This is a genomic window from Burkholderia sp. Ax-1720 (assembly GCF_011753035.1).
Taxonomy (GTDB): Bacteria; Pseudomonadota; Gammaproteobacteria; order Burkholderiales; family Burkholderiaceae; genus Burkholderia; species Burkholderia gladioli.
In genome coordinates this window covers 1-23,734 of record NZ_VWWK01000115.1, presented here as the reverse complement: position 1 = coordinate 23,734, position 23,734 = coordinate 1, and the positions used below count along the sequence as shown (strand labels likewise).

General features: G+C 70.1%; 15 protein-coding genes and 1 pseudogene. 6 read left to right on the top strand and 10 right to left on the bottom strand.

Going from position 1 to position 23,734, the window contains the following annotated elements:
* The 4 genes from F3J18_RS25540 to F3J18_RS25525 form a co-directional block, all read right to left on the bottom strand.
* Positions 1-1,102: AAA family ATPase (locus tag F3J18_RS25540; protein WP_166914897.1), on the bottom strand; the 1,102-nt coding region annotated here is incomplete at its 3' end.
* 3 nt (positions 1,103-1,105) lie between these two features.
* Positions 1,106-2,359 (bottom strand): DNA repair exonuclease, encoded by a 1,254-nt coding sequence (locus F3J18_RS25535; protein ID WP_166914895.1) that lies wholly within the window; start codon positions 2,357-2,359, stop codon positions 1,106-1,108.
* A gap of 282 nt (positions 2,360-2,641) precedes the next feature.
* Positions 2,642-5,329 carry a penicillin acylase family protein gene (locus F3J18_RS25530; RefSeq protein ID WP_205195573.1) on the bottom strand — a complete coding sequence of 896 codons (2,688 nt, stop codon included), beginning with the start codon at positions 5,327-5,329 and terminating at the stop codon, positions 2,642-2,644.
* Between the two features lie 308 nt (positions 5,330-5,637).
* Complete coding sequence (locus F3J18_RS25525; protein WP_060002151.1) at positions 5,638-6,129, bottom strand: Fur family transcriptional regulator; 492 nt, start codon at positions 6,127-6,129, stop codon at positions 5,638-5,640.
* Here F3J18_RS25525 and F3J18_RS25520 point away from each other — a divergent pair.
* A complete protein-coding gene (locus F3J18_RS25520) occupies positions 6,128-6,331 on the top strand; it encodes a hypothetical protein (protein ID WP_146129329.1) in 204 nt (67 codons plus the stop codon). The genes F3J18_RS25525 and F3J18_RS25520 overlap by 2 nt on opposite strands.
* 46 nt (positions 6,332-6,377) lie before the next feature.
* Complete coding sequence (locus F3J18_RS25515; protein ID WP_025099133.1) at positions 6,378-7,001, top strand: nitroreductase; 624 nt, start codon at positions 6,378-6,380, stop codon at positions 6,999-7,001.
* A 57-nt stretch (positions 7,002-7,058) separates the two neighbouring features.
* Here F3J18_RS25515 and F3J18_RS25510 read toward each other — a convergent pair whose 3' ends face one another.
* Entirely contained in the window at positions 7,059-8,795 is a 1,737-nt protein-coding gene (locus tag F3J18_RS25510; RefSeq protein WP_166914893.1) for a cyclic peptide export ABC transporter, read from the bottom strand.
* Between the two features lie 457 nt (positions 8,796-9,252).
* Between F3J18_RS25510 and F3J18_RS25505 the strand changes: the two genes are divergently transcribed.
* Both F3J18_RS25505 and F3J18_RS25500 read left to right on the top strand, forming a co-directional pair.
* Positions 9,253-9,522: a hypothetical protein gene (locus F3J18_RS25505; RefSeq protein ID WP_025099131.1), complete on the top strand. Its 270-nt coding sequence runs from the start codon at positions 9,253-9,255 to the stop codon at positions 9,520-9,522.
* The gene (locus tag F3J18_RS25500) at positions 9,509-9,709 is read left to right on the top strand and encodes a hypothetical protein (protein WP_124095454.1); all 201 of its coding nucleotides are present in this window, start codon (positions 9,509-9,511) and stop codon (positions 9,707-9,709) included. Before F3J18_RS25505 ends, F3J18_RS25500 begins: the two co-directional genes overlap by 14 nt.
* A 150-nt stretch (positions 9,710-9,859) precedes the next feature.
* Here F3J18_RS25500 and F3J18_RS25495 read toward each other — a convergent pair whose 3' ends face one another.
* The gene (locus F3J18_RS25495; protein ID WP_013690444.1) at positions 9,860-11,374 is read right to left on the bottom strand and encodes an acetyl-CoA hydrolase/transferase family protein; all 1,515 of its coding nucleotides are present in this window, start codon (positions 11,372-11,374) and stop codon (positions 9,860-9,862) included.
* Between the two features lie 426 nt (positions 11,375-11,800).
* Between F3J18_RS25495 and F3J18_RS25490 the strand changes: the two genes are divergently transcribed.
* Entirely contained in the window at positions 11,801-13,795 is a 1,995-nt protein-coding gene (locus F3J18_RS25490) for a gamma-glutamyltransferase family protein (RefSeq protein WP_025099128.1), read from the top strand.
* A 119-nt stretch (positions 13,796-13,914) separates the two neighbouring features.
* On the opposite strand, the gene F3J18_RS25485 is transcribed toward F3J18_RS25490, so the two are convergent.
* Genes F3J18_RS25485 through F3J18_RS25470 form a run of 4 tightly spaced genes read right to left on the bottom strand, consistent with a single transcriptional unit; the run spans position 13,915 to position 22,475 of the window.
* Positions 13,915-18,108 carry a bifunctional nitrate reductase/sulfite reductase flavoprotein subunit alpha gene (locus tag F3J18_RS25485; RefSeq protein ID WP_166914891.1) on the bottom strand — a complete coding sequence of 1,398 codons (4,194 nt, stop codon included), beginning with the start codon at positions 18,106-18,108 and terminating at the stop codon, positions 13,915-13,917.
* Positions 18,109-18,166: 58 nt separating this feature from the next.
* Complete coding sequence (nirD, locus tag F3J18_RS25480) at positions 18,167-18,550, bottom strand: nitrite reductase small subunit NirD (RefSeq protein ID WP_166914889.1); 384 nt, start codon at positions 18,548-18,550, stop codon at positions 18,167-18,169.
* Between the two features lie 36 nt (positions 18,551-18,586).
* Positions 18,587-21,127 carry a nitrite reductase large subunit NirB gene (gene nirB / locus F3J18_RS25475; protein ID WP_166914887.1) on the bottom strand — a complete coding sequence of 847 codons (2,541 nt, stop codon included), beginning with the start codon at positions 21,125-21,127 and terminating at the stop codon, positions 18,587-18,589.
* Between the two features lie 25 nt (positions 21,128-21,152).
* Positions 21,153-22,475 (bottom strand): MFS transporter, encoded by a 1,323-nt coding sequence (locus F3J18_RS25470; RefSeq protein ID WP_166914885.1) that lies wholly within the window; start codon positions 22,473-22,475, stop codon positions 21,153-21,155.
* A gap of 622 nt (positions 22,476-23,097) precedes the next feature.
* Here F3J18_RS25470 and cobA point away from each other — a divergent pair.
* Positions 23,098-23,734: pseudogene (gene cobA / locus F3J18_RS25465) on the top strand (uroporphyrinogen-III C-methyltransferase); the annotation flags it as partial.

The window sequence follows — 23,734 nt, the reverse complement described above, 5'->3', positions numbered from 1 at the left end:
CGCGCAAGCCCGCTTCCTCGCGCGGCCAGCCCAATTGCCCGGCCGCCGCCGCCGCCGCGTCGAGATGCTGCCGCCGGGCCGCCTCGACGCCCGGCAGCGCCTTCTCATGCGCCGCGCAGCTCGCGCTCAGCGCCGCCAGCGCGTCGATCTCGGCGGCGAACTTCAGCGCCTCGGGATCGGCGACGATGGCTTCGCGCGCGGCCTGCCGCCGGGCCAGGTCCTCGCGATGGAATTCGAGGCCCTTGGTGCCGACCGCGAGTTTTTCCCGCGCCGCCAGCAAGTCGGCCGTCGCGCTGGACGGCAGCTCGACCACGCCGCCCAGCGCCGCCAGTTGCGCGGCCTGCGCGGCCTTCTCGCGCCAGCCATGCAGATAAGGCGCGAGCCGGCGCACGCGTTCCAGCGTGGAGCGCAGCCGGTCCACCTGCCGGCGCCGTTCGTCGGCCTCGGCGATCTCGCGGCGTACCGCGTCGAGCGCATCCTGGCGTTCGGTCCAGTCGCGGGTGCGCACCTGGACGGCCTTCAGTTCGCTGCTGGCCGCGGAGAAATCGGCTTCCGCCAGGGCAAAGCTCGTGCGCGTGGCGCGCGGCGCCCACAGGCCGGCACGCAGCGCCTCCAGCTCCTCGCGCACCGGGCCCAGGCTGCCGACGCCGGCCGCCGATTCGAACAGCACCTGCCCGAGCCGGTCCGAGGCGTCGAGCAGGCTACGCCCGCCGGCCACCAGCCGCTCGTGGTCGAGCCCGAACATCTGCTCGAAGAACTCGCGCGTCGCGCCGTCGAGCACGGCGTCGAGATGGTCGTCGGGCAGCTTGCCGTCCTCGGGCGTGCGCAGCGAAGTCCGCCCGCGCGCGCGATGGAAGGCCAGCGCGCCGCCGGCATGATCGAGCAGGCCGCCGAGCCGGAGCTCCGGCGTGTCGTGCAGGAAATCGAGCGGCGTGCGCTGCTTCATGCCGAACAGCAGTTCCGACACGGCGGTGCGCACGGTCGACTTGCCGGCCTCGTTGGGCCCGACGATCACGTGGAAATCCTGCGCGGCGGCCGGGAAACGCAGCGTGGCGTCGGTGAACTTGCCGTACTTGAACAGATCGAGTTGACGGATCCGCATCGTTCATTCCCCCCGCGCCAGACGGGCCAGCAAGGACTCGCCGACCTGGCCGACCAGCGCCGACAGTTCGCCCGAGCGCGCCTTCGACAGCATCGGCACGTCCTCGCCGCGCACCTCGCTGCGTACCTTGCCGACGAAGGGTTTCAGCTCGCGATCGAGGCTCGCGAGGAAATCGGGATCGTCGACCGCCTCGGCGAGGATCCGCTTCAGGTCCTCCAGCGCCTCGAGCGCCTCGCCGTGCTCGGCCACGGCCGCCGGGGGCTCGGTGCGCAGCTTGACCTTCTCCAGCCAGAGCCGCTCGTTGCCGATGATGCCGATCTGGTTCAGCACCTCGGCACGCAGTTCGGCCGCGCGCCCGAACAACTGGCCGTGCAGCGGCGAGGCGCCGGTCACCGTCACGCGCACCGCGCGCGGCACCTCACCGTCGCTGGCGAGCAAGGCTTCGAGCGCGCGGCCCGTCTTCTGCGCCAGCGCCTCGATGGTCTCGCAATCGCCCGCGTCCACCTCGACCGCCTCCCAGCGCAGCACGTCGATGAAGAGCCGCTCGACCCGCGTGCGCGCGCCGTCCACCTCGACCAGCACCGCGCCGCGCCGGCCCGTCTCGCGGATATGGCGCCCTTGCAGGTTGCCGGGGAACACGATGGTCGAGGCCTCGTCCCATTGCTGGAATTCATGCACATGGCCGAGCGCCCAGTAGTCGTAGCCCCTGGCATGCAGTTCGGCGCGCGAGCACGGCGCGTAGTTCGCATGCGCCGCGTAACCCTCCAGCGCCGTGTGCAGCACGCCGATGTTGTAATGGCCTGGCACCGGATCGGGATAGGCGATCGCCAGGTTGTCGGTCACGGACTTGTCGCGAAAGCTCTGGCCGTGCAGTGCGACCTTCAGCTCGTCGAGCCGGAAGGTCGCCGCCTTGCGCGAGGGAAACACCGTCACGTTGTCGGGCAGCGTCAGCTTCTTGCTCATCTCGCTCTCGGCGTCGTGGTTGCCCCACAGCAGGTAGACGGGGATCCCGGCGCCGCGCAGCCGGCCCATCTGCTGGCCGAAGAAGATGCCGGTGTTGTGGTCCTTCCAGTCGCCGTCGTACAGGTCGCCCGCGATCACGACGAAGGCCACGGCTTCCTCGATGGCGCGGTCGACCAGCGCGCGCAGCGCCTCGCGCGAGGCATTGCGAAGCTGCGCGGCCGGCGCATCGGGATACGCGCTCAGGCCATGCAGGGGGCTGTCCAGGTGAATATCGGCCGCGTGGATGAACTTCACGGCGAGTCCTCTCGTTCGAATCGGTGGGGAATGGCCGGGCCGCGCGCCGATCGCCTGGGCGACCAAGCGCGGCGCGGGCCGGCACGGTTCCCGGATTGTAGAGGGCAATCGCGGCGGGAAGGGAAAACGGCGCGCGGGGATCGGTCGGGCGGACGGGACGGGGCCGGGCCGATCCCCGCGCAAGGACGGGGCGATAGCGGGTAGGCGGCCCGCCTATCGCACGCGAACTCACGCGATTTGAATGGGCCTTGCGTGCGGCGCAGCGGCCCGCGCCCGCGACGCTCAGCGCACCGCGACGGCCGGGCGTGGCCGGTCCGGCGCGGCGGGCATCGTCAGCCGCGTCACCTGCAGTTGCGGGTCGGCGGCGATCTCGTGCTCGTCGAACGGCACGCGCAGCCAGCGACGCTCCGCGTAACGGCGCGTGCCGTCGGCGAAATGCGGCGAGGCCGGATCGTCCGATTCCGAATGCGCGAGCAGCGTGTAGGCATCGGCGCCATGCGCGTCGAAGCTCACCACCTGCAGATAGCTGTTGCCGCCGACCGTGTCGGCCGAGATCGGCGCGTTCGCCCGGCTCTCGCCGTAGTGGCAGATCGAGGCGAAATAACCGAGGCCCGAGCAGCCGCCATAGAGCGGCACCGGCACGCCGTCGCGCGTCAGGTAGAGCGTCTCGCCGCGCGTCGCGTCGAGCGCGTAACCCGCCTCGCCGACGGCCAGGATCGCCGCGCCGAAGGCCTCGGCCACGGCCGGCTCGCCCGCGCGGATGCCGGCCGGCGTGTGCAGCGGATCGGCCGGATCGAAGGGCTTCGCATAGAGCTTGCCGGCGTCGATCTTCTGGGCGCGCTCCCAGAACCGATCCCACAGATAGGCACCGCGCGCGTCACGTTCGGCCGCGCCGTTCCAGGCTCGCAGGATCCGGCACGCGTCGGCGGTCTCGACCGTGCGCGGCGGCGTGAAGCTCGCCCCGCTCAGCGGATCGCGCGCGACCGCGATCCGCGCCCTCGCGCAGACCTGGTCGAGCACCGGCCGCTTGAACAGCGTGGCGGCCAGCGTATCGCCCTCGAGCGTGAAGCGGCGCACCTCGGCGGCCGTCAGCGGCTTGCGGGCGGCGCCCTGCTCCGGCGCGCCGTCCGGAGCGGCGGCCTGGCCGGCGAGCTGCAGGCCGAGCCGCGCGCGCAGGTCGAGCGGCGCGACGCCGATCCCCATCACGCGCGGAAAACCGCTCAAGGGCGCCGCCGGGTTGGCGAGCCAGTAGCTGTTGTTCATGTTGGCCACGAAGTCGCGCCGGGCCAGCAAGGGCATCGCCGCGGCCGGCATCGAGCCGCGCTGGACCGCGGCGGCGTCGCCGCGCCAGGCGCAGGCCGCGCGCGAGCCGTCGAGGAAGGGCACGCCCGGCAGCTTCGCGTCGACCACCTTGCCCAGCGGCGTGGTGCAGCGATCGGCCAGCGTATCGGGCACGTCCGGCACGTTGCCGACGTCGGCGTACCAGACCTCGGGCTGCCGGCGCCCGACCACCAGCGTATTGACCCAGGGCATCGCGGCCGAGGTCTTCAAGGTGGCGACGAAGGCATCCAGCGAGCCCGCGCGCCCGAAATCGAGGAAGGTCTGGAAGATCCGGTGATTGTCGCTGTTCACGTCGCGCAGCGCGAAGGCCTGCCCACGCGTCCAGCCCAGCGCCGGCGACCACGACGACAGGTCGACCACCGGCCCGTATTCGGTGGTGTAGAGCGTGCGCGTCACCCCGCCCAGCGTGCCGTCGGGCTGCCGCACCGGCACCGTCAGCGTGACGGGCCGCATCGCGACGCGCCGGCCGTCGATCAGGTACTGGGTGGGATCGTCGTCGGCGAGCCGGAGCTGGAACACGCCGAAGCGACGCGCGCTCGATACCGTGTGGGTCCAGGCCACCTCGTCGTTGAAGCCGATCATGATCACGGGCACGCCCAGGAAGGATGCGCCGCTGACATCGAGCTGGCCCGGGATCGTCAGCTGCGCCTGGTAGAAGCGGTCCGGGCCGCTCCAGAACCAATGCGGATTGCCGAACAGGATCGGCTCGCCGCCCGTCGCGTCGCGGCCGAAGGCCATGCCGTTGCTGCCGATGCCGTAATGGCCGCCGACATGCAGCTGGTTCGGGTCGAGCCCGGCCAGCGCGAGCGCGGCGGTATCGCGGGCGGTATCGCGGGCGACATGCGGGGCGGGTTGCAGAGCAGGCTGCGAGGCGGCCGGCGAAGCGGGCTGCGGGACCGGTCGAGAGGCGGGCTGCCGCGCGCTCGGTGAAGCCGCCTGGGCGGCCGCCGGCGGATGCGCGTTGGCGATCGCCTCGACGAAGCGCGCCTCGCCGCCGGCCAGGTTGGCCGCGTTCAGGCGCCGGTAGATATCCGCATCGGAGATGTCCGCCAGCCAGGGCGCCGCGCGACAGGCCAGGTGGCGCCCCGGCGCGCCGCCCGCGCGAAGCTCGCCGAGGTAACGGTCGTAGCCGGCCGCGAAACCGCGCACGAGCTGGCGGAACCGCTCGGACTGGCTGTCGCGATAGTGCTCGATGCTGCCCGCCGAATCGGCCAGGCGGAAGAAGAAATCGGAATCGAGGTTGGTCGGCTCGCCCAGCGTCGAGCGTGCCGCGGGCTTGCCCTGGGCGCCGAAATAGCGCGAACGATCGCCGCGATAAGTGACGAAGGCCTCGGCCATGGTGCAGAGGTTGTCGCTGGCCTGCGCATAGCCGTAGCCGTAACCGAGCGCCTCCCAATCGCCGGCCTCGATGTGCGGGATGCCGTCGGCGGTGCGCCGGATCAGCACCGTGTCGCCGCCGCCGGTCTCGATCCGGGCCATGCCGGGCGCCGGTGCCGAGCCGGCGCAGCCGGCAATCGCGGCCACGCCCGCGAGCCCCGCCAACAGCGACAGCGCGGCCAGGCCATGACGAAGCAGCCGGCCGGATCGGCCAATCGCGCCGCGCCGCTTCGTTGAAACTGATAGGAACATGCTGATTCAATCCGTAATGCCATGCCGCGAGCGAGCCCTCGCGCGCGGCCGGTGATGTCGAATGCGAAGCGCCCGCGCTTGGCAGGCAGGCTTCGCCCTATCCCCAGTCGGACTATTGATTTGTTGTTATGAGACGCGTGCGATGACGCGATTGAACATCGGTGACGGCTGCCGCGAATCCCGCCACGCGATGAATCGACCCGCATGATATATCGTTGCAGGCACAACGATCATGCTCGATTCCGAAATGATCCGCGAGACTCCTGCAGGATCATCCTTCCCGCGCCGGCCGGCCGCGAGCGGGCCGTTCAGCCCGCGCCCTGCCGGTCCTCGTGCCCGGCCGCGCCGGCCAGCGCAGCCTCGCCGGGCGCCGGCCGCTGCTTCGGCCGGCAATCGGCGCAGTAGCCGTGCAGCACGAGATGGTGACCGGTCAGCAGGTAGCCCAGCGCATCGGCCGCGGCCTTCTCGCGGCCGTCGATCAGCGGGTCCGAGAACTCGTCCACCTTGCCGCAGCTCAGGCAGATGATGTGATCGTGGCGCTTGCCGTCGTTGAGCTCGAAGACGTGCCGGTTGCCGTCGAGCGTGCCGCTGGTCAGGATGCCCGCCTCGACGAATTGCGACAGCACGCGATACACCGTGGCGAGGCCGATGTCGATCTTCTCGGCCATCAGGTGGCGAAACACATCTTCGGCGCTGACGTGGCGCGGGCCCGCCGCCGCGAAGAACTCCAGCACCTTCACGCGAGGCAAGGTCGCCCGCAGCCCCGCTCCCTGCAATTGTTCGAGTACCGGCATCGGCATGGATGAATCGTCGAAGAGCGGACTTGCCGGGCCAGCCGCCGCGCGCATCGGCGCGGCGGCTTCGGCGAAATCCGTGGTCCGGGAAAATCCGGCGCGGCCCGAAGGCACCACACCGGCACGGCTGCACGGCAAGCCCTCGCCGCGCATGGGTATTACGATAACCGACAAAAATGCAAATGAGAATCATTTGCATAAATTGTGACAGTTGCGCATCATATTGCGACCTCGAACAACGGAGCACTCCGACCATGACGCAAGCCAGTCCCGCCACCCTCGCCCATGCCGCCGCCCCGGCCGGCCGCGCGCTCGTCGACATCCTGCTGTCGCGACAATCGCATTTCCAGCTCGCCGAGCCGGCACCGCGCGACGAGGAGATCGAGCTGATCTTCGACGCCGCGATGCGCGCGCCCGACCATGCGCAACTGCGCCCCTGGCGCTTCGCGCTGATCCGCGACGAGGCCCGCGCCGAGCTGGCCGAGGTGCTGGTCGAGCTGGCCGCCGCGCGCGAGCCGCAACTCACGCGCGACGAACTCGAATCGCGCGGCGACACGGCCCGCTCGACGCCGCTGATCATCGCCGTGGCGGCCGCGATCCGCGAGGACGGCGGCATCCCCGAGGTCGAGCAACTGCTCTCGACGGGCGCCGCGACGATGAACATGCTGAACACGATCCATGCGCTCGGCTACGGCGCGTTCTGGATCACCGGCGACGACAGCTACGATCCGAAGCTGCCCGCCGCGCTCGATTTCGAGCCCGGCGATCGCCTGCTCGGCTTCCTGCTGGTCGGCACGCCGGTGTCGCAGGATGCGCCGCCGCCGCGTCCCTCGCGCGCCGATCACGTGCGCGAGTGGCTCGGTCGTTCGTCGATCTGAGATCGATCAGATTTGATGAACCCGGGCCGCCCGGCGGCCCGGGCATCGCGCCCGGCGTCAATGCGTGCGGGCGCTGTCGTGAGTGGCGGCCAGGTCCTCCAGGCGCGTGCTGCCGCGATCCTCGTAGGTGAAGGCATCGCCGCGCGCGGTCTGGATGATCTGGCCGCGCTCGATGCGGATCACGCGATCGGCCACGTGGAAGTAGCGATCGTCGTGCGAGACCACGATCAGGGTCTTGCCCTGGCGCTTCAGCTCCGGCAGGAACACGGTGTAGAACACGCGGCGGAAGGTCGGATCCTGGTCGGCCGCCCATTCGTCGAACATCATGATCGGGCGCTGCTCGAGCATCGCGTGCACCAGGGCCAGGCGCTTGCGCTGCCCGGTGGATAGATCGATGGTCGAGAACACGCCGTCCTCGATCTTCACCTTGTGCGCGATCTCCAGTTGCTCCAGATAGGCCTGCGCACGCGCGATGAGCGCCGGATCGTGCACCACCAGGTCCTCGAACAGGTGATAGTCGGCGAACACCGCCGAATACAGCTGCCGGTAAGCGTCCATGCGCTCGGCCGGCACCGGCTCGCCGTTGAACAGCAGCTCGCCCTGCCCGGCCTCGTAGAGCCCGAGCAGCAGCTTGATCAGGGTGGTCTTGCCGCTGCCGTTCTCGCCGATCACGAACAGCATCTCGCCGCGCTCGATGCGCAGGTCGATCGGGCCGAGGCGGAACGGCGGCTGCTCACCCACCGCCGGGAATTCCCAGGACGCGTGGCGCAGCTCGATCTCGCGCAGTTCGGCCAGCGGCGCCGGCGCCTCGCCGTCGAGCAGGCGCGCCTCGCGGTTGGTGAACTGCTCGGTCAGCTCGGCGATCCGCTGGAACGAGATGCGCGCCTGGCTCAGCGCCGGCAGGCTGCTGGCGATGGTCTCGACCGGGCCGCGCACGTAGAGCAGCACGATCACGAAACCGCTGACCACCTCGGGCGACACGCCCAGGCGCTGCTGCAGCAGGAGCAGCACGCCGATCACGATGAAGAACAGCGTGGTGACCGAGGCGCTCGCGCCGTAATAGAGGCGCATCGCCTTGATCTTCAGGTCGGCCACCTGGTCGGCCGCGCCCGCCAGGCGCACGCCGAACACGCGCTGACGCCGGTCGCGGTTGATGCGCAGTTCCTTGGCGCCTTCGGTGATCGCGCGGTACTGCTTCTGCAGGTCGTCCTGCGCGCCGCGCACGCCGCGGTAGTACTGCCCCCACTTGAGGCTCGCGTACTGGTTGATCAGCGCGCCGACGATGATCGCCACCAGCGCGATCAGGAACAGCACCGGCGAGAGCACCAGCATGTAGGCCACGCAGCCGGCCGCGACGGCCGCCGCGACGGCGAAGTTCGGGAAGCTGAAGGTGAAGGCGCTGACGGTCTCGACGTCGCTGTTCAGCGTCGAGAGCAGGCGGTGCGTCTTGTAGCGTTCGAGCGCGGCCACCGGGGCGCAGACGATGCGCGCGGAAATGTCCTTGCGCAGCGCGGCGATGATGCGCTGGCCCGTGACGCTGTTGCCGATCCCGGCGACGGCGCTGCAGAACAGCGTGACGAGGCAGAGCGCGACGAAGGTGACGGCCGTCTTCGTGCCGATGCCCTCGGGCGCATGCAGGCTGGTATTGATCACCGACAGCAGCCAGGCGGTGCAGAGGCCGCCCGCGATGCCGAGCAGGGTCGCGATCAGCGTGATCGGCAGGAACGGCCGCAGCAGTTGGATCAGCGTGCCGCCGTAGTTCGCGCGCTGGGTGTCGCGCTGGTCGCGAGTCATCCGTGTTTCCTCGAGTTCATGGTGTGTTCTGGTGATGCCTTGCGTGGGCCGGGGCCCGGCTCGGGCGACTGCCATGGCGCGTAGCGTAACGCGATCCCGCGGCCGCGCGAACCGCCGGGCTGCCCTTCCTGGCGCCGGCCGGATTGGGAAGCGCTCTCGACTGCCGGCCGAATCCGCTCGTGGAATGCCCGGCCCGGACGCACCACCGCGATAATGATTCTTATTTGCAACTCGCGAATGATATTAGCTGGGCACCGAAATGGCAACCGCGCCGACGCGCCGCAAGCGGGTTTCCGCGCCGGCCGGCGCGGCTTTCGGCGCCTTCGGGGCAGCCCGTGACGGGCCCTGGACAGGCCGTTCGGCCGGAACTGTCCGGCCCCGTTTGTTTCGATTGTGCGCGCCCAAAATACTGGATATATTTACAGCACTGTATTGATAACCAGTATCGAGGTGAGCCATGGAACATCGCGTACGACTTGTCAACGACACCGACCGCCAGGTCTTCGCCTGGCTGCGCAGCCAGGCCGGTGATATCCGCGTCGCGCGGGCGCTGCATCAGCTCGGGCGCACGCGCAAGCCCTATGTCTCGGCGCTGTGCCGCTATCTCGGGCTGCGGCCGCCGCTCACGATCCAGCGTCCGGTACGCCGCGCCGCCACCGATCACTCCGTCGGCGATCACTACCTCGCGCTGATCCGTCAGCATCTCGCCAGTCATGCGGCCCGCTGAGCCTTGCGCCGGCTGGCGCGTCTCCATTGCCACCACGCTGGCCTCCCGTTCGGGCGAGGCGTCGCGCCGCCGTGCCTTCACGCTCGGCGCACCGAAGCGTCATGCGCGGCACGCAACGTCCTATCGCGACGCCACGCGCATCGGGGCCGAGGTGGATCTGGCGGAGCCGCTCGCCGGCGCGGCCTGAGAATGAACGGCGGGGAAAGGCCGGCATGAAGGGATACGCCGGTTTCGCGCTTCGCGCGGCGGCCGGGGTTTGCGGCGCCGCTCGCGGGAACATGCCTGAATCGGGCGAGCGGCCTTGCACCGCTCGCCATGTCTACCGCGTTTCAGGGGCTCAGGGCTTCATGCTGCCCGTGCGCACGAAACGCTCGTGCCAGGACAGCGCCTCGCCCAGCAGATGCGGCGTCTGCTTGCCGAAGCTCTCGCGGCTCGCGCGCTCGAAGTAGTCGGCCAGCATCGGGCGGAAGTCCGGATGCGCACAGGTATCGATGATCTTGCGCGCACGCTGGCGCGGCGACAGCCCGCGCAAGTCCGCCAGGCCCTGTTCGGTCACCACCACGCCCACGTCGTGCTCGGTGTGGTCGACATGGCTGGCCATCGGCACGATCCGCGAAATCGTGCCGCCCTTCGCGGTACTCGCCGACATGAAGCAGGACAGGTAGCCGTTGCGCGCGAAGTCGCCCGAGCCGCCGATGCCGTTCTGGATCTTCGTGCCCATCACGTGCGTCGAGTTCACGTTGCCGTAGATGTCGGCCTCGATCATGCCGTTCATCGCGATGCAGCCGAGCCGGCGCACCAGCTCCGGGTGGTTGCTGATCTCCTGCGGGCGCAGCAGGATCTTCGAGCGGAACAGCGCGATGTCGTCGGCGAAGCGCTTCACCGCCTCGGGGCTCAGCGACAGCGCGGTGGCCGAGGCGAAGCTCAGCGTGCCGTTGGCGAGCAGGTCGAGCATGCCGTCCTGGATCACTTCCGTGTAGGCGCTCAGGTTCGTGAAGCCGCCCTCGCCGAGCCCCGCCAGCACCGCGTTGGTGATGTTGCCCACGCCCGATTGCAGCGGCAGCAGGTTCGCCGGCAGGCGGCCGCGGCCGATCTCGTGGCGCAGGAAGTCGATCAGGTGGGCCGCGATCTGCTTGGAGGTGGCGTCCGGCGCGTTGAAGGCATTGCTGCGATCGGGCGCGTCGGTCTCGACGATCGCGATGATCTTCTCGGCCGGGCAGCGCAGGTAGGGTTCGCCGATCCGGTCGTCGGCGGCCACCAGCGGGATCGGCTTGCGATGCGGCGGCAGCGCGGTGCCGTAGTAGATGTCGTGCATGCCGTCGAGGCCGAGCGGCTGCCGCGTATTCACCTCGAGGATCACCTTCTTGGCCTGGTCGAGCCAGGTCTTGTTGTTGCCCACCGAAGCCGAGGGAATCAGCAGCCCGTCCTCGCGAATGCCGGCCACTTCCACCACCGCCACGTCCAGGTCGCCGAACAGCCCGAACCAGGCGTATTGCGCGACATGGCTCAGGTGGATGTCCTGGTAGTCGAGTTCGCCGGCATTGATCTTCTCGCGCAGGATCGGATCCGATTGATACGGCAGGCGCATCGAGATGCCGTCCGCCTTGGCCAGCGCGCCATCGAGTTCGGGCGCCGTCGAGGCGCCGGTCAGCACGTTGATCCGGAAGTCCTCGCCGCGCGCATGCGCGGCCGAGATGCGCGTCGCCAGCGCGGCGGGCACGGCCTTCGGGTAGCCGGAGCCGGTGAAGCCGCTCATCGCGACCGTCATGTTCGGCGCGATCAGCGCGGCGGCTTCGTCGGCGGTGCGGATCAGGGAGCGCAGGGATTCGGCAAGGATTCGGGATGTGGGCATGGCGGAAATCGAACGGGTCTGTTGGTATCGCGTCGAGCGGCGCCGCGGCGGGGGTGTCTCGGAAGCGGCGCGTGGCCTGGCGGCTTGCGGCGGCAGGCCGAGGGCAGGACACGGCGCGCAGTATCGCCCAGGGCGCCGCCGGCATAGAGGCGCCGTGCTGCAAAACTGCATTGCCGGATTCGCTCGGTATCCGGGCGCCAACGGCATGCAACACGACGCGAAATGGATTGCTTCCGAGCCGCTTCCGAATGCTTCATGCCGCGCCGAGCCCCACCGGGATTGTGTCTCAGCCGTAAGCAGGCGTTGTGGACTGGAAATACTTCCGATTGCCAATTGAAATATTTTCGGCAACTATCGATCGGCGCGTTTTGCCGCATGAGACGACGCGCGGCGCCAATTCACAAAACAAATCCCTCTCGCGATCCGATGAACAAGCCCAGACTCCTGCCCTACGTTTCCGCGGTGCTCGCGGCCACGTTGATGGGGGCATGCGGTGGCGACACCGAAACATCCGCCCCCGCCGCCTCCACCCCGCCCGCCACCACCGATTCCACCTGCCTGGCGATCGACAGCAGCGGCTCGACCGCCGTGGTCGGTTCGAGCCAGCCCGGCGACCCGTCCCTGCCCGAGCCCGCTTCCGGTTATCGCAAGGGCCTCAAGCCGATCACCGCGAAAAGCTACCTGGTGGCCACCTCGAACGCCTACGCGAGCGCGGCCGGTTGCGCGGTGCTGCGCAAGGGCGGCACCGCCGCCGACGCGGCGGTGGCCGTGCAGGCCGTGCTCGGCCTGACCGTGCCCGAGGCGACCGGGCTCGGCTCGGGCGGCGTGCTGCTGTACTTCGATGCGCGCAACAAGACGCTGCAGGCCTACGACGGCCGCGAGACGGCACCGGCGGCCGCCACCGAGAACTACCTGCGCTATGTCGACGACACCAGCGACCAGTCCGCGCCGGTGCCGAGCGCGCGCGCGAGCGGGCGTTCGATCGGCACCATCGGCGTGCCGCGCCTGATCGAGCTGCTGCAGCGCGACCACGGCAAGCTGCCGTGGCGCGACCTGTTCGGCGATGCGATCTCGCTGGCCAGCAACGGCTTCCCGATCGGCGGCCGGCTGGCGGCCGCGATCTCCTCGAACGCCGCGAGCCTGAAGCGCGACGCCGAGGCCACCGCCTACTTCTTCAACGCCGACGGCTCGCCGAAGGCGCTCGGCACCGTGCTGAAGAATCCCGCCTATGCCGATGCGCTGACGCAGATGGCACAGAACGGCGCGAATGCGCTCTACACGGGTGCGATCGCACAGGACATCGTCGCCAAGATCGCCACCACCACGGCTGCCGACGGCTCGAAGATCACCCCGGGCAAGACCACCCTGGCCGACCTCGCGGCCTACCAGGCCAAGCGCCGCGACGCGATCTGCACCACCTATCGCGGCAGCTACTGGGTCTGCGGGATGCCGCCGCCGTCGTCGGGCGGGATCGCGGTGGCCTCGGCGCTCGGCATCCTGGAGAACTTCGACCTGAAGTCGATGGGCCCGGCGGCGATCGACCTCGAAGGCGGCAAGCCGAGCGTGCAGGGCGTGCACCTGATCACCGAGGCCGAGCGCCTGGCCTATGCCGACCGCGACAAGTACGTGGCCGACACGGACTTCATCCCGCTGCCCGGCGGCAGCGCCGACACCATGCTGAACAAGCCCTACCTGAAGCAGCGGGCGGCCCTGATCAGCACCACCAGGAGCATGGGCACGGCGCAGCCCGGCGATCTCGGCGCGATTCCGCTCGGCGTCGATACCACCCTGATCGAGCACGGCACCAACCAGTTCACCATCGTCGACGGCGACGGCAACGTGCTGAGCGCGACCACCACGGTGGAGTCGAGCATGGGTTCGTTCCACATGACGCACGGCTTCCTGCTCAACAACCAGCTGACCGACTTCTCGGCGGCGCCCACCGACGGCACCGGCGCGCTGGTCGCGAATCGCGTGCAGCCGGGCAAGCGGCCGCGCAGCTCGATGGCGCCGACCATCGTGTTCAAGGTCGCGGCGGACGGCTCGAAGGGCGATTTCGTGATGGCGACCGGCTCGCCCGGCGGCGGCACGATCCCGCAATACGTGCTGAAGACGCTGGTCGGCACGCTCGACTGGGGGCTCGACGCGCAGCAATCGGCCGGGCTGATCGACTTCGGCGCCAGCAACAGCCCGACCACCACGATCGGCGGCGAGCATCCGAACGTCGACACCAGCAACAACGGCGCGAACGATCCGCTGATCGCAGGGCTCAAGGCGCTCGGCCACACCGTCTCGACCTCGGCACAGGCCAGCGGCGTGAACACCGTGCTGCGCATCCAGCGCAACGGCACGAACCTGCTGCAAGGCGGCACCGATCCGCGTCGCGAGGGGGTGGTGCTGGGGGATACGATCACGCCCTGACGGGGTGACGATGCGCTTCGCCACGCTGCCCGACCGGCATCGCGGCGAACCGCCCAGGCATTCGGCGCCGCGTGGCAGCGGCGCGCCGAACCGGCCGGCATCGCGCCGGCCGGTTCCGCTCAATACACATCCCGCAGATACCGCCGCTCCTTCGACATCCGCGCCACATACTCCCCCGCCCTCGCCTCGTCCATGCCGCCATGCGCGGCGACCACGTCCTTCAGCGCCAGGTCGACATCCTTGGCCATCCGCGAGGCATCCCCGCAGACGTAGAAATGCGCGCCGGCCTCCAGCCAGGACCACAGCTCGGCGCCGCGCTCGCGCATGCGGTCCTGCACGTAGACCTTGCTTTCCTGGTCGCGCGAGAAGGCCAGGTCCAGGTGCGTGAGCAGGCCGTCCTCGCGCATCGCGGCCAGCTCGTCCCGGTAGTAGAAATCGGTGGCCGCATGCTGCTCGCCAAAGAACAGCCAGTTCCGCCCGCTCGCGCCGCGCGCGCGGCGCTCGTGCAGGAAGCCGCGGAACGGCGCGATGCCGGTGCCGGGCCCGACCATCACGATCGGCACCTCGCCGCTCGCGGGCGGCCGGAAGTGCGCGGACTTCTGCACGAACACCGGCACGCCGCCGTCGCCGGCACGATCGGCCAGGAAGGTCGAGGCCACGCCCTTGCGATCGCGCCGCCCGTTGCTGTAGCGCACCGCCGAGACGGTCAGGTGCACCTCGTCGCGATGCGCGGCCGGGCTCGACGCGATCGAATACAGGCGCGGCTGGATCCGCTTGAGCATGCCGACCAGCTCGGCCGCCGACAGATCGACCGGGAATTCGTGCAGCACGTCGGCCAGTTGTTGCCCCCACAACCAGTTCTTGAGATCGCCCTTGCGCTCGTCCGACAGCAGCGACTTCAGCGCGCCGTTGCTGCTGCGCTCGGCGATCAGCGCGAGCGCATCGGGATGCGGGCGGGTAATGTCGAGATGCCGGCCCAGCGCATCGGCCAGCCGCACGTCGCCGACGCCGCTCACCGTCACGGGCGTGTCGCCCGATAGCCTGGTCAGGCCCAGCAGCTCGTCGACCACCGACGGGCAGTTGGTCGGCCAGATGCCGAGCGCGTCGCCCGCCTCGTATTCGAGCGCGGTGCCCTCGGTCGACAGCGACAGGTAGCGCGTGTCCTTGGCCGCGCCGGGCTGGTTCAGCTTCAGGTTGGCCACCAGCTTCGAGGCCGCCGGCCGCGCCTTGGTGGGCAGCAGCGAGGGAATCGCGCCGCCGTCGGGCACCGCGTGCAGCGCCGCGTCGACCGCCTTGATGCGCGCGATCACGCGCTCCAGCCAGCTATCGGCGGCGGGCTGGAATTCGACGTCGCAATCGACGCGCTCGCCCAGACGCTCGCCGCCCAACTCGGCCAGCCGCGCGTCGAGCCGGCGGCCGTGGCCGCAGAACGCGTCGTAGTTGCGGTCGCCGAAGGCCAGCACCGCGTAGCGCAGGCCCTCGACGCGCGCTGCGCCCTCGGCCGCGAGCGCGTCCCAGAACGCGGCGCCGTTGTCCGGCGCGTCGCCGTCGCCGAAGGTGCTCGTCATCAGCAGCGCGTATTGCGCGTTCGCGAACACGGCGGGCGTGGCATCGGCCATGCAGGCCACGCGAATCTCGAAACCCGAGTTCATCAGCAGCGTGGCGTAGAGCTCGGTCAGCGATTCGATGTTGCCGGTCTGCGAGGCCCAGAGCAGCACCACCTTCGGCCGCGCATGGACGATCCGCACGCCGGCCGCGGCATCCTGCGCCTCGATCGCGCCGCCCGCGCCCGGGATCGGCAAACCGGCACCGGGCACGGCCGGCAACTCGGCGCGCGGCGCGCGGCTGTAGAGCCCGGCCAGCATGCCGTCGAGCCACAGGCGCGTGGCCGGCGCGCAAGGCGCGTTGCCCGGCAGCACCGGCACGCCGTCGGCGGGCGCGGCGCGCAGGCCGTTGAGAAAGCCGGCGAGATAGACGCGTTCGGCATCGCTCAGGCGCGGCGCGGCGAGATCCTGCAGGCCGAGCGCGGCCGCGAAGGTGTCGAGAGCTGCGGACATGGTCGATTCCTGGTGCGCGGCCGCCGCGATCGGAGCGGCGGCCTGCGGGTTCGATTCAGGGGCCGCGCCGGCGGCTTGCGCCGGCGCGACGGCGGCCGCGGACGCAACCCGCGTCAGCGACACCGCGCAGAATTTCAGTTCGGGTTGCAGCGAGATCGGATCGACGGCGTCGCTGGTCAGGGCATTGACGCAGAGATCGTCGCCATACACGTCGTTCCAGTGCATCGGCGCGAAGGCGGCGCCCGGCTGCACGCGGTCGGTCACCACCGCCGGCAGCACCGCACGCCCGCGCCGCGAACGCAGCTCGACGCTGTCGTTGGCGGCGATGCCGAGCGCGGCCGCGTCCTCGGGATGCACCTCGACGAAGGGCTTGGGGTTCAGCTTGTTGAGCATCGCCACCTTGCCGGTCTTGGTCATGGTGTGCCACTGGTGCTGCAGGCGCCCGGTGTTGAGCACGATCGGGAATTCGGCACAGGGCAGGTCCGTCGCCTCGGCATGAGGGCGCGCGAGGAAACGCGCGCGGCCGGACGGCGTCGGGAACACCAGGGCCGGCACGCTGCCGTCCCCGGCCACGCGCAGCGGCTGGCTCACGCCGTCGTTGAGGTAGCGCAGCGGGTGGCGGTCGTTCGCATCGTCGGGCGGACAGGGCCATTGCAGCGGCGTCGCGCGCAAGGCGCGATGGCTCGCGCCGCGCAGGTCGTAGCCCGTCCTCGGGTTCGAGAAGCGCACGATCTCGTCGAACACCTGTTCTGCCGAGTCGTAGTCGAAGGCCTCGCGAAACCCCATCTCGCGCGCCACCGCCGCCACCATTGCCCAGTCGGCGCGCGCCTCGCCGGGCGGCTCGATGGCCTGCCGCGTCAGCGTCAGGTTGCGCTCCGAGTTGATCATCACGCCCTCGGCCTCGGCCCACAGCGCGCCCGGCAGCAGGATGTCGGCATAGCGATTGGTCTCGGTGTCGAGGAAGGCATCCTGCGCGATCACCAGCTCGGCCGCCTGCAAGCCGGCGATCGCCTTGGCGCGGTTGGCCACGGTCGCCACCGGGTTGGTGCAGATGATCCAGCAGGCCTTGATCTCGCCCGCGGCCATCTTCTCGAACATGTCGATGGTGCCGCCCCCGCCGCCGTCGCGACGCAGCGTGCCGGCCGGCAGGCGCCAGACCTCCTCCACGAAGCGGCGGTCCTCGTCGTCGAGCAGGCTGCGCTGGCCCGGCAGGCCCGGGCCCATGTAGCCCATCTCGCGCCCGCCCATCGCGTTGGGCTGCCCGGTCAGCGAGAACGGCCCGCTGCCGGGCCGGCAGATCGCGCCGGTGGCCAGGTGCAGGTTGCAGATCGCATTGGTATGCCAGGTGCCGCGCGTGCTCTGGTTCAGGCCCATGGTCCAGCAGCTCATCCAGTCGCGCGCCTCGCCGATCATGCTCGCGGCGCGGCGGATGTCGGCCTCGGCCAGGCCGGTGATGGCGGCCACCTTGTCGGGCGTGTAGTCGGCCAGGAAGGCCGGCATCGCCTCCCAGCCTTCGGTATGGGCCTCGATGAAAGCCGCGTCGGCATGGCCTTCGGCGTGCAGCAGATGCAGCAGCCCGTTGAGCAGGGCGAGGTCGGTACCGGGCTTGATCTGCAGGAACAGCGAGGCCTTGTCGGCGGTGGTGTTGCGGCGCGGGTCCACCACGATCAGCCTGGCGCCCGCCTTTACGCGATCCATCATGCGCAGGAACAGGATCGGGTGGCAGTCGGCCATGTTCGCGCCGATCACGAAGAACAGCTTGGCGCGGTCGAAATCCTGGTACGAGCCGGGCGGCCCGTCGGCGCCGAGCGAGAGCTTGTAGCCGCTGCCGGCGCTGGCCATGCAGAGCCGCGAGTTCGACTCGACGTGCGAGGTGCGGATGTAGCCCTTGGCGAGCTTGTTGACGAGGTATTGCGCCTCGATCGACATCTGCCCCGATACGTAGAAGGACAGCGCATCGGGCCCGTGCGTGTCGAGCACCTCGCGCAGCCGGCGCGCGGTCTCGACGATCGCCTCGTCCACCGCCAGCGGCACCGGATCGCGCTCGCGCGCGTCGCGCAGGTAGGCCGTTTCCAGCCGCCCGGCATGACGCAGCGCGACGTGCGCCGACGAGCCCTTGGTGCAGAGCCGGCCGAAGTTCGACGGGTGCTCGGTATCGCCCGATACCTTGACCACCTCGCCGTCCTCGACATGCAGCACCATCCCGCAGCCGACGCCGCAGTAAGGACACACCGTCTTCACGCTCGTGCTCGCCATGCCTGCTCCGTGTTCGCCCGCCGGTTCCCTGCCGATCCGTTCAGTCTCGTGCCGCCGCTCAGGCCGTGCCGACCCAGACCAGCCCGTCCTCGATGCGCGAGGCATAGACGCCGACCGACTTCTCGGGCGCCTCCACGCACTCGCCGGTGCGCAGGTCGAAGTGCTGCTTGAACAGCGGCGAGGCCACCACCACGCGCTCGCCGAGGCTGCCGACCAGGCCGCGCGAGAGCACCGCGGCGCGCGAATGCGGGTCGATGTTGTCGATCGCGTAGATGTCGCTGGCGCCGTCGCCGGCCTCGACGCGGAAGACGGCGACCTGGCCGCCGTTGACGAGCGCGCAGACGCCCGTGTTCGGCACGATGTCGTTCAGTTGGCAAACGGGCGTCCAGCTCGAGGCGGGCGAGGCGGACGAGGTGGACGAAACGGTCGATGGTGCTTGCATCAGGGTTCTCCGGAATTCGTGATGAGTGGGCGGCACTCAGGCCGTCAAGGCTTCGGTGGCGGCCGGCGCCTCGGCGCGTTCCTCGGGCGTCGCCGGCCGGATCTGGCCGCGTTCCTCGACGAAGGCGATGGTGGTGTCGGCCGCCTCGCTGTTGACGAAATGGCGGAAGCGGCGGCGCGTGGCCGGGTCGCTGACGGCCTTCTTCCACTCGCATTCGTAGGTCTCGACCACGTGCGCCATCTGCGCCTCGAGTTCCTCGGCGAGGCCGAGCCGGTCGTTGACCACCACGTCGATCAGGTAGTCGAGCCCGCCCTCGAGGTTGTCGCGCCAGGTGCTGGTGCGCTGCAGGCGATCCGCGGTGCGGATGTAGAACATCAGGAAGCGGTCGACGTAGCGGATCAGGGTCTCGCGATCGAGGTCGGAAGCCAGCAGCTCGGCGTGGCGCGGCTTCATCCCGCCGTTGCCGCAGACATAGAGGTTCCAGCCCTTCTCGGTGGCGATCACGCCGACATCCTTGCCCTGCGCCTCGGCGCATTCGCGGGTGCAGCCCGACACGCCGAACTTGATCTTGTGCGGCGCGCGCAGGCCCTTGTAGCGGTTCTCCAGGTCGATCGCGAGGCCGACCGAATCGCCCACGCCGTAGCGGCACCAGGTCGAGCCCACGCAGGACTTCACGGTGCGCAGCGACTTGCCGTAGGCATGGCCCGACTCGAAACCGGCCACGATCAGCTCCTCCCAGATCAGCGGCAATTGCTCGACGCGCGCGCCGAACAGGTCGACGCGCTGGCCGCCGGTGATCTTGGTATAGAGGCCGTATTTCTTCGCCACCTGGCCGACCGCGATCAGGCCTTCCGGCGTGACCTCGCCGCCCGGCATGCGCGGCACCACCGAATAGGTGCCGTCGCGCTGGATGTTGGCCAGGTAGTAGTCGTTCGAATCCTGCAGGCTCGCGTGCTCGCGCTTGAGCACGAACTCGTTCCAGCAGGAGGCCAGGATCGAGGCCGCAGTGGGCTTGCAGATATCGCAGCCGAGCCCCTTGCCGTACTTCGCCAGCAGCTCGCCGAAGCTGCGGATGCCCTCCACGCGCACCAGGTGGTAGAGCTCCTGGCGCGAGTAGGCGAAGTGCTCGCAGAGGTGATTGTTGACGGCCAGGCCCTGCTTCTTCATCTCGGCCTTCATCACCTGGGTGACCAGCGGCACGCAGCCGCCGCAGGAGGTGCCGGCGCCGGTGCAGGACTTCAGTGAGCCGATCGAGGTCGCGCCATTGGCCACCGCCTCGCAGAGCTGGCCCTTCGAGACGTTGTTGCAGGAGCAGATCTGCGCGGTGTCCGGCAGCGCGTCGACGCCCAGGCCCGGCTTGGCGGCGCCGTCCGACTGCGGCAGGATCAGCGCCTCGGGCTCGGCCGGCAGCTCGATGCAGTTCAGCATCATCTGCAGCAGCGTGCCGTATTCGGCCGCGTCGCCCACCAGCACCGCGCCGAGCAGTTGCTTGCCGTCGGCCGAGGTGACCAGCTTCTTGTAGACCTCGCGACGCCCGTCCGCGTACTGCACCACGCGGCAGCCCGCGCTCTTCGCGTGCGCGTCGCCGATGCTGGCCACGTCCACGCCCATCAGCTTGAGCTTGGTGCTCAGGTCGGCGCCGGCGAACACGGCGTCGCCGCCCGCCAGTTGCTGCGCGACCACCCGCGCCATGTCGTAACCCGGCGCCACCAGGCCGAAGGTCTGGCCGTTCCAGGCCGCGCATTCGCCGATCGCGTAGATGTCGGCATCGCTGGTGCGGCAGGCGCTGTCGATCGCGATCCCGCCGCGCGGGCCGATCTCCAGGCCGCAGTCGCGCGCAAGCTGGTCGCGCGGGCGGATGCCGGCCGAGAACACGATCATGTCGGTGTCCAGATGGCTGCCGTCGGCGAAGCGCATGCGATGCGTGCCGGCCTCGCCGTCGACGATCTCCAGCGTGTTCCGGCCGGTATGCACCTGCACGCCGAGCGCCTCGATCCGGCCGCGCAGCATGCTGCCGCCACCCTCGTCGACCTGCACCGCCATCAGGCGCGGCGCGAACTCCACCACGTGCGTGTCGAGGCCCATGTCGCGCAGCGCCTTGGCGCATTCGAGGCCGAGCAGGCCGCCGCCCACCACCACGCCCGAGCTGGCGCGCGCCCCGCAGGCCTGCATCGCGACCAGGTCCTCGATGGTCCGGTAGACGAAGCAATCCTCGCGATCGCGGCCCGGCACGGGCGGCACGAAGGGCGAGGAGCCGGTGGCGAACACCAGCTTGTGGTATGCGATGGTCTCGCCGTCGGCGAGCGTGACGGTGCGCGCGGCGCGATCGATCGCGGCGGCGGCGGTGCCCAGGCGCAGCTCGAATTGCGGATGCGCCTCGAAGAAGCCCGGCGCGACCAGCGAGAGATCCTCGGCCGACTTGCCGGCGAAGAATTCGGAAAGATGGACGCGATCGTAGGCGGGACGCGGTTCCTCGCACAGCACGATGACGCGCGAGGCTTGCTCCGGCAAGGCGGCGAGCGATTCGAGCAGCTTGTGGCCGACCATCCCGTGACCGATGACGACGATAGGATTCATGGTGGGTTTCTCCGTGTGCCTGGTATCAGTTGACGACGTTCGCGGCGAGCGCGCTGGCGCGCAGCGCGGCCTCGCGGGCCATGTGCTCGGCGCTGAAGCGCACCGCGATCGCGCACAGCGAGGTGACCAGCACCACGCCGCCGAGCAGGGTGAGCGTGGCCTGCACGTCGCCCACGCCCTTCATCAGGAAGCCGGCGGCCACCGCCCCCACGTTGCCGCCCGCGCCGACGATGCCGGCCACCCCGCCCAGCGCGTTGCGATCGACGAAGGGCACCAGCGCATAGGTCGCGCCGCAGGCCATGTGGGTGAACAGGCCGAAGGCGACCATCGCCAGCACCGCCAGGCCGACCTCCCCCGCATGCGAGAACGCCAGCAGGCCGAGCCCCTCGCCGGCGATCAGCACCGCCAGCAGCATCGAGCGCACCGCGAGACCGCGGCGCGCGGCGATGCGATCCGACAGCCAGCCGCCGAGCGCCCGCGCGAACAGCGCCAGCAGGCCGAAGATGCCGGCCGCGAGGCCCGCGTCGCGCAGCGACAACTGGAAGTGGTTCACGTAGTAGAGCGAGGCGATGTTGTGGATGAACACCTCGACCCCGAAGCACGCGCCGTAGGTGATGGCCAGCATCCAGACGCGGTAGTTCCGGGACGCGGCAACGAAGCTCGCCCAGCCGCCCTTCTTGCCGCTCTCGACCGTCTCGCCACGTGCGCGCAGCGTCACGAAATCGCCGCGCGGGCTGTCCTGCGTGCCGCGCCAGTACGCCACCGCCATCAGCAGCATGGCGATGCCGGGCACCACCAGCGCGACGCGCCAGGCCGAGCCGTCGCCCAGGCCCAGCAGCAGCGCGGCCGACACGAACAGCGGGATCAGCGCCTGGGCCGCGCCCGCGCCGGCATTGCCCCAGCCGGCGGTGGTCGCGTTCGCGGTGCCCACCACGTTGGGCGCGAACATCACCGAGGTGTGGTACTGGGTGATCACGAAGCTGGCACCGACCGCGCCGATGCCGAGCCGGCACAGCAACAGGCTCCAGTAGTCGTGCGCGAAGGCGATCGCGATCACGGGGATCGCGCCGAGCACCAGCAGGCCGGTATAGACGCGGCGCGGGCCGAAGCGGTCGCAAAGCGGGCCCACCAGCAGGCGCACCAGGATGGTGGCGGCCACCGCGGCGATATTGATGTCGGCCACCTGGCCCGCGCTGAGCTGGAACTGCCTGGCGATCAGCGGCATCAGCGGCGCGCAGGCGAACCACGCGAAGAAGCAGACGAAGAACGCCATCCAGGTGAGGTGGAAGGCACGCATCGGCGCGGTGCCGAAGCTGAACAGATCGATGCGGGTGGCCTTGTTTGACATGTGGGGTCTACCAAAACGAAACGGCGTCCTGCGAACCCGGTCGAGAGACCGGATGCACAGGACGCCGTTGTCCAGAAAGCCCGTTGCCGGGCCGCTCAGTATTCGTTGCTGCCGGGCACGTCGCCGTTGACGCGCCCGGTCGATGCTTTGCAAGCGTCGTGCCAGATGAGGGTTTTCCTCGTCCGGCCTGGCTTTCCGGCGATTTCACGAGCGCTTGCACCGGCCCGGCGCGTCACGCGATGACGCAGTTCCGCACAGTTGTGGTGCGGCGCAGCACTGCCGACGTGCGATCGTCATGCACCGCGAGCGGGTGCCGCCCCGGGATCCGGCGGCCGCCGCCGGCCGCTCGGCACCATCGGCCGCGCGCCTGCCTGCCGCGTCGCGCCGGCCTCTCGGCCGCGTCATGACGCGCCGCAATGAAGCTGGCGCGCTTATTGCAATAAAGGAAACGTGCCGGCAACGATGTCGGCGCACGCAAGACAGACGAACCGGGCCGCGCGGCGTATCGCGGCGGCCCATCCGGACAACGGCGTCCCGAACGCCCGGCCGCATGGCCGGCGCGCGGCGTCGTGCGGTTCCGGCGGCGCGCGCCGCGTCGTGCGCCACACTGGAACTGACGAGAATGACGAACCCCACTGGCAAGGTCACCCTGCTCGGCGCCGGCCCCGGCGATCCGGAGCTGCTGACGATCCGCGCCGCCCGGCGCCTGGCCGCCGCCGACGTGGTGCTGCTCGACGACCTGGTCGACCCCGCCGTGGCCGAGCTCGCGCCGCAAGCGCGCATCGTGCGCGTCGGCAAGCGCGGCGGCTGCCGCTCCACCCCGCAGGCCTTCATCGAGAAGCTGATGCGCCGCTACGCGCTGCGCGGCCTGCACGTGGTGCGCGTCAAGGGCGGCGACGCGCTGCTGTTCGGCCGCGCCGGCGAGGAGCTGGCCGCCCTGCACGCGGCCGGCGTTCCGGTCGAGATCGTCAACGGCATCTCCTCCGGTTTCGCGGCGGCCGCCGAACTGGGCGTCTCGCTCACGCATCGCCGTCACTGTCAGGGCGTGACCTTCGTCACCGCGCACCTGCAGGACCACGGCGAGCCCGACTAGGCCGCGCTCGCGGCCGCCGGCACCACCCTGGTGATCTACATGGGCATGAGCCGCATCGAGCGCGTCGCCGCCGGCCTGCTCGGCACGCTCCCGGCCGCCACGCCGGCTGCCGTGGTGCAGTGGGCCGGCACCGCCCGTGCGCGTGCCTGGCACGGCGCGCTGGGCG